The sequence below is a fragment of the Sphingomonas populi genome (assembly GCF_004208535.1).
Taxonomy (GTDB): domain Bacteria; phylum Pseudomonadota; class Alphaproteobacteria; order Sphingomonadales; family Sphingomonadaceae; genus Sphingomonas; species Sphingomonas populi.
Window position 1 is genome coordinate 1 of sequence record NZ_SGIS01000161.1, and the last position, 897, is coordinate 897.

Consider the following 897-nt stretch of genomic DNA (forward strand, 5'->3'; position numbering starts at 1 on the left):
ACTACCTCGACATCGGGTACGACGTAAGGAAGCGGTCGATCACAATCGCGAGATGTCACGGAGTAGGCTGACCGTACATTCTTCGAATTCCCTCGTGTAAGCGGCCTGACGGCCATCGCCCAGTTGCGGACATTCGCGTCGATCCCTAAACTCGGATCAATGAGCGAAGGTAGCGACATCTCTCAACCACAGCATCCCTCAAGGTACGCGTGGGCGATAGCAACCGGGACCGGCCTGATCGCATGGATCGCGGTGGGATGGCATTGGACAGATGGTGGCGGTGAAATCACGGCCATATTAGCCTCCACGTTCATTCTCATGACGGACATTTTTTGGGACGACCGCAAACAGCGCTGGTTTCAGCCGTTAATTTTCGGCTGGATAATCGCACATGCGGCGATCCTCTTCTTTTGGATTCTGCCACTCGGCCTACACCGCTCGAAGGAGTTCCTCCCCCTCTACCCAGTCGATGGCTTTGCTCTGTTCGGACTGTTTTACTTGGTCAAACGTGTCTGGGGCAGCCGTGCGGATGGAAGCGAGACCGGCTGACACGGCAACGGCAGCTTTCCACCCACCTTCAGACATTCGCGTGCATGATGCCGCAGCGCAGGTGGGGTAACCCGGGGGTACGACGGCGACGCGCCCGCCCGATGAGCGGCGGAAATCCCGCAGGAATGCCGAAGCGCGGCGGAGGGCATCTCCGCCGCGTGACGATGTTCGCTATGATCGGGTGGCCGGTCGGCTCTCATAGTAAAAAGCAGCCAGGCCGAAAGCGCCCCATGTGTGGACGGCCCTCCGTTGGCAAGGGACATATTGAGCATCGCATTGCTGGTTGGTGCGGCCATGTGTCCGACCTGTTGGTGCGGCACATAGCACCGCTGGCCGTAATGCCATTCG

General features: G+C 59.1%; 1 protein-coding gene. It reads left to right on the plus strand.

Features of this window, described 5'->3' with window-relative positions; translation table 11 throughout:
- Positions 1-159: 159 nt before the first annotated feature.
- On the plus strand, positions 160-549 hold the full coding sequence (locus tag EWE75_RS24715; RefSeq protein ID WP_130160649.1) for a hypothetical protein: 390 nt from the start codon (positions 160-162) through the stop codon (positions 547-549).
- The last annotated feature ends 348 nt before the right edge of the window (positions 550-897 follow it).